This window comes from Micromonospora sp. NPDC049580 (assembly GCF_040675595.1).
Taxonomy (GTDB): Bacteria; Actinomycetota; Actinomycetes; order Mycobacteriales; family Micromonosporaceae; genus Micromonospora.
This window is the reverse complement of record NZ_JBFAPG010000427.1, coordinates 1-5,507: the sequence shown is the minus strand read 5'-3', so window position 1 is coordinate 5,507 and position 5,507 is coordinate 1. Positions and strand designations below refer to the sequence as shown.

Here is a 5,507-nt window from a genome sequence, read left to right as displayed (position 1 = left end):
CCCGGGGCCCGTCGCCGTTTCGGAGAGGGGCCCCGGGTAGAGGGGCCCGTCGCCGTGCAGTGACTTGTCAGGCAGGGACGGGGCTGAGCTCGGGCCGGGTGTCGGCGACCGGCTCCGGGTCGACGAGATCCCGGCGGCCCGCGGACTCGTACGCGGCCCGGTCGAGGGTGCCCTCACGGGCAGCGACCACGGTCGGCACGAGCGCCTGCCCGGCCACGTTGGTGGCGGTACGGATCATGTCCAGGATCGGGTCGATGGCCAGCAGCAGACCGGCGCCGGCCAGCGGCAGACCCAGCGTGCTCAGGGTGAGGGTGAGCATCACGATCGCCCCAGTCAGGCCGGCGGTGGCCGCCGAGCCGACCACCGAGACGAACGCGATGAGCAGGTAGTCGGTGACGCCGAGGTGCACGCCGAACACCTGCGCCACGAAGATCGCGGCGAGGGCCGGGTAGATCGCGGCGCAGCCGTCCATCTTCGTGGTGGCGCCGAACGGCACCGCGAACGAGGCGTACTCGCGCGGGACGCCGAGCCGCTCGACGGAGCGCTGGGTCACCGGCATGGTGCCCACCGACGAGCGGGACACGAAGGCCAGCTCGATCGCGGGCCAGGCGCCGGCGAAGAAGCGCAGCGGGTTGAGCCGGCCGGCGAGGATCAGCACCAGCGGGTAGACCACGAACAGCACGATGGCGCAGCCGACGTAGACGGCGGTGGTGAACTTCGCGAGGGGTGCCAGCAGGTCCCAGCCGTACGAGGCGACGGCGTTGCCGATCAGGCCGAGGGTGCCGATCGGGGCGAGTCGGATGACCCACCACAGGGCCTTCTGCACGATTTCCAGCAGCGAGCGGTTCAGCGCCACGAAGGGCTCGGCGGCGTCGCCGACCAGCAGGGCCGCGGCACCCACCACGAGGGCGAGGAAGACGATCTGGAGGACGTTGCCCTCGACGAACGCGCCGACCGGGTTGGTGGGCACGATGCCGGTGAGGAAGTCCGTCCAGGAGCCGGTGTTCTTGGGCGGGGTCGCGCCACCCAGGTCGAGGCTCACGCCGCGGCCCGGGTTGACGAGCAGGCCGAGGCCGATGCCGATGCTCACCGCGATCAGTGCGGTGATGCCGAACCACATCAGGGTCTTCAGCGCGAGCCGGGCGGCGTTGGCCACGCCGCGCAGGCTGACCACGCTGACCACGATGGCGGTGAAGACCAGCGGCGGCACGGCCAGCTTGAGGAGCTGGATGAAGAGGCTGCCGACGGTGTGCAGGGTGCTGGTCAGCCAGCTCAGGTCGTTGCTGCGGGCCAGGAAGCCGAGCGCGACGCCGAGCACGAGGCCGAGAAGGATCTGCACGGAGAACGGGATTTTGCGCAGGCCGAAGGGCATGAAGTGTCCAATTGTCTGTTCTGGTCGGGGTAGGCGCGAGGAGGACGGCTACGCCGGACAGATGCCGCTGGCCTGCAGTCGGAGATCGACATACAGGCGAACGGTGAGGCCCCAGACATTGGTCATCGCTCGCCGACAGTACGCCGATCAGCGCGATCTGCAAGGAACGGTGGCCGTGACGCTCCTTACAAGCCCCGCTCGCGGCGGGCCAGGGCCAGGGCCGTGCCGGTGGCCACGCCCCACAGCACCGCGAGCCCGAGAACCAGCCGCTCCACCACGCCGACCAGGGCGCCCCGGCCGACCACGAGCATGGCCAGGCCGACCGTCGCGCACAGCGGCAGGGCGAGCGCGGCCGTGCCGGCCGCCAACCGGCGGACCACCGGCCCGGCCGGCCCGGACACGGCCAGCGTGATCATGGCGAGGACCACCGCCGCCGTCGCCGCGATGCTCGCGCCCCCGTGCACCAGGTCGGCCACCGTGGTCCGCTCGAACGGCGGCAGTGGGCAGCCGGCGGAGCAGGTCACCGCCCCGGACACCGCGGTGAGCACCGCGCCGGTGGCGAGCAGCGCCGGCGCCACCCGCACCCCGGGAGGCAGCGCCGCGGCGATCAGCAGCAACGCGCCGGCCAGGGCGAGGACCCCGATCCGGTACGTCACGGCGTGCGCGCTGCCAGCGATGCCCGCCTCGCTCACGTACCCGGTGAGACCGGGACCGGGACCGGCGACGACCGCGACCGTCACCGCGACCGCGCCGGCCACCGCGCAGCCGGCTGCGGCGGACCCGGCGACCCGGCGGGCGACGTCCCCGCGAGCGACGGGTGCCGTCGCGGTGCCGGCCCGCCCCGGCTCAGCCACGCCCGTGCGGCGTCGTCCAACCGGACTCGTCGGGCCCCAGCGGCACGATGCCGGTCGGGTTGATCTCCCGGTGGGTGCCGTAGTAGTGCCGCTTGATGTGGTCGAAGTCCACCGTCTCGCCGAAGCCCGGGGTCTGGAACAGGTCCCGGGCGTACGCCCAGAGCACCGGCATCTCGGTCAGCTTGCTGCGGTTGCACTTGAAGTGCCCGTGGTACGCGGCGTCGAAGCGCACCAGCGTGGTGAACAGCCGCACGTCGGCCTCGGTGATCGCGTCTCCCATCAGGTAGCGCTGCCCGGCCAGGCGTTCGGACAGCGCGTCCAGTCGGGCGAAGAGCGCCCGGAACGCCTCGTCGTACGCCTCCTGCGAGGTGGCGAACCCGCACCGGTAGACGCCGTTGTTGACGTCGTGGTGGATCTCGGCCATCAGCGCGTCCATCTCCGGGCGCAGCGCGACCGGGTACAGGTCCGGGGCGTCGGGGGCGTGCAGTCGCCGCCACTCGGTGGAGAAGTCGAGGGTGAGCTGCGGGTAGTCGTTGGTGACCACCCGGCCGGTCAGCGTGTCGACAAGCGCCGGCACGGTCACCCGGCCGGTGTAGTCCTCGTCGGTGGCCAGGTACGCCTCGGAGAGGAAGCTGACACCGAGGACCGGGTCGAAGCCGTCCGGGTCGAGGGCGAACGCCCAGCCCCGCTCGTCCCGGATCGGGTCGACGGTGCCCAGCGAGATCGCGTCGTCCAGCCCGAGCAGGCCGCGCACGATCCTCGCCCGGTGCGCCCACGGGCACGCGCGGCACCAGATCAGCCGGTACCGGCCGGCCTCCAGTGGCCAGCGGTCCTGCTCGTCCGGGCCGCCACCCGGCGGGGAGGTCGAGTGGGGGGTGACCCGACCGGTGAAGCGGTTGGGCTGGCGGACGAAAGCGCCACCACGGCTGGTCTCTGCGCTGAACTGGGCCCGGGCCATGCCGCCAACCTATCCGCTGGGAGCGTGGATATCCTGGCGGCTGGGGAGTCCCCCGCGACCCGGTGGACGCCCGCACCCCCGCCCTTCCCACCCCCGAAGGACTCGCGATGACCGTGGCATACCTGGTGGCCGGTGTCCGTACCCCCATCGGCCGGTACGCCGGCGCGCTGGCCGGCGTCCGCCCCGACGACCTGGCCGCACACGTGATCCGCGAGCTGGTCGCCCGGCACCCGTCGGTGGACTGGGCCCGCGTCGACGACGTCGTGCTCGGCTGCGCGAACCAGGCCGGCGAGGACAACCGCAACGTGGCCCGCATGGCGGCGCTGCTCGCCGGCCTGCCCGAGGAGGTGCCGGGCAGCACCGTCAACCGGCTCTGCGGCTCCGGTCTGGACGCCCTCGCCATCGCCGCCCGGTCCATCGTGGCCGGCGAGGCGGACCTGGCGGTCGCCGGTGGGGTGGAGAGCATGAGCCGGGCGCCGTTCGTCGTGCCGAAGGCGACCTCGGCGTACTCCCGCTCGGCCGAGATGTATGACACGACCCTGGGCTGGCGGCTGGTCAACCCGCTGATGCGTGACGGCTGGGGCGTCGACTCGATGCCGGAGACGGCGGAGAACGTGGCCGCCGAGTACGGCGTCGACCGGGCCGAGCAGGACGCCTTCGCGTACCGCTCGCAGCAGCGCGCCGCCAAGGCGCAGGCCGACGGCCGGTTCGCCGAGGAGATCGTGCCGGTGTCCGTGCCGGCCGGTCGCCGGGAGACCCGACTGGTCGAGGTCGACGAGCACCCCCGGGAGACGTCGCTGGAGAAGCTGGCCGCGCTGCCCACCCCGTTCCGCGACGGCGGCACGGTGACCGCCGGCAACTCCTCGGGCGTCAACGACGGCGCGGTCGCGCTGCTGGTGGCCAGTGAAGCGGCGGTGCAGCGGTACGGCCTCACCCCGCTGGCCCGCATCGGCGGCGCGGCGACGGCAGGCGTACCGCCGCGGATCATGGGAATCGGCCCGGTGCCGGCCACCCGCAAGCTGCTCGACCGGGTCGGCGTGGAGCTGGGCGCGGTGGACGTCGTCGAGTTGAACGAGGCGTTCGCCGCGCAGTCCGTGGCGGTGCTGCGCGAGTTGGGGTTGCCGGTCGACGCCGAGCACGTCAACCCGAACGGTGGCGCGATCGCGCTCGGGCATCCGCTGGGCGCCAGCGGCGCGCGGCTGGCGCTGACCGCCGCCCTGGAGCTGCGCCGTCGCGGCGGCCGCCGGGCCCTCGCCACCATGTGCATCGGCGTCGGGCAGGGCATCTCGCTGCTGCTGGAGTCGGCCGCCTGAGCGCGGAAAGTTACGTGAAGGGATCTGCCGTACGTGGGAGTTGTCGGCCTAGAGTGGTCCACACCACACGACCCGCGGGGTCGGCCGGCGGTCGCGCGCGCTCGTCGACGCCGGTGCCGCCTCGCGCCGCGGCGACGAACTGGGGAGCACACTGATGCCGGACGCACTGCCGACCGAGATTGACCTGACCAGGCCGAGCGCGGCCCGGGTGTACGACTATTTCCTGGGCGGGGCGCACAACTTCGAGGTCGACCGGCAGTTGGCCGAGCAGATCGCCAGCATGACCCCGAATCTCGCCGCCACCATGCGCTCCGGTCGGGAGTTCCTGCGCCGAGCCGTCCGGGTGCTGCTCGACGCCGGCATCGACCAGTTCCTCGACATCGGCTCCGGCATTCCGACCGTGGGCAACGTGCACGAGGTGGCCCAGGCGGCCAACCCGAAGGCCCGGGTGGTCTACGTCGACATCGACCCGGTCGCCGTCGCGCACAGCCGTGAGCTGCTCGCCGGCAATGACCTGACCGGGGTGATCCACGCCGACCTGCGCGAGCCGGAGCGCATCCTTGCCGAGACCCGGCGGCTCGGGCTGATCGACTTCAGTCGACCGATGGGCATCCTGCTGGCCGGGGTGGTGCACTTCATCCCGGACGCCGACGGTCCCGAGGAGATCCTGTCCACCCTGCGGGCCGCCGCCGCGCCCGGCAGCTTCCTGGTCATCTCGCACTCGACCTTCGAGGACCAGCCGCAGGAGATGCTGGACGCCCAGCGCCTCTCCGCCCGGACGGCCACCGAGATCACCCTGCGCTCCCGCGCGCAGGTCACCGGCTTCTTCGGCGACTGGACGGTGCTCGAACCGGGCGTGGTGCACATGCCACTGTGGCGTCCCGACTCGCCGGCCGACGTGGATGAGCACCCCGAGCGGTTCGGCGCCTTCGGGGGCGCGGCCCGGTACGACCAGCCCGCCGGCTGATTCCAGTGGCCGCCGTCCCGGACCCCACCGGGGTCGACGTCGG

5 protein-coding genes are annotated in these 5,507 nt (G+C 72.9%); 2 read left to right on the top strand and 3 right to left on the bottom strand.

What is annotated here, in order from left to right; all coding sequences use genetic code 11:
* Positions 1 to 67 precede the first annotated feature (67 nt).
* From AB0J68_RS25955 to AB0J68_RS25945, 3 genes are all read right to left on the bottom strand, one after another.
* The gene (locus AB0J68_RS25955; protein WP_354857680.1) at positions 68 to 1,360 is read right to left on the bottom strand and encodes a dicarboxylate/amino acid:cation symporter; all 1,293 of its coding nucleotides are present in this window, start codon (positions 1,358 to 1,360) and stop codon (positions 68 to 70) included.
* A 197-nt stretch (positions 1,361 to 1,557) separates the two neighbouring features.
* Positions 1,558 to 2,226: a DUF998 domain-containing protein gene (locus AB0J68_RS25950; protein ID WP_363940818.1), complete on the bottom strand. Its 669-nt coding sequence runs from the start codon at positions 2,224 to 2,226 to the stop codon at positions 1,558 to 1,560.
* Positions 2,219 to 3,184 (bottom strand): glutathione S-transferase C-terminal domain-containing protein, encoded by a 966-nt coding sequence (locus AB0J68_RS25945; protein ID WP_363940816.1) that lies wholly within the window; start codon positions 3,182 to 3,184, stop codon positions 2,219 to 2,221. The genes AB0J68_RS25950 and AB0J68_RS25945 overlap by 8 nt, the downstream gene beginning before the upstream one ends.
* A 107-nt stretch (positions 3,185 to 3,291) precedes the next feature.
* Between AB0J68_RS25945 and pcaF the strand changes: the two genes are divergently transcribed.
* Together pcaF and AB0J68_RS25935 are read left to right on the top strand one after the other, a co-directional pair.
* Positions 3,292 to 4,497 carry a 3-oxoadipyl-CoA thiolase gene (gene pcaF / locus AB0J68_RS25940; RefSeq protein ID WP_363940814.1) on the top strand — a complete coding sequence of 402 codons (1,206 nt, stop codon included), beginning with the start codon at positions 3,292 to 3,294 and terminating at the stop codon, positions 4,495 to 4,497.
* A gap of 154 nt (positions 4,498 to 4,651) precedes the next feature.
* Positions 4,652 to 5,464, top strand: a complete 813-nt coding sequence (locus AB0J68_RS25935; RefSeq protein ID WP_354857605.1) for an SAM-dependent methyltransferase — start codon at positions 4,652 to 4,654, stop codon at positions 5,462 to 5,464.
* Positions 5,465 to 5,507: the final 43 nt, after the last annotated feature.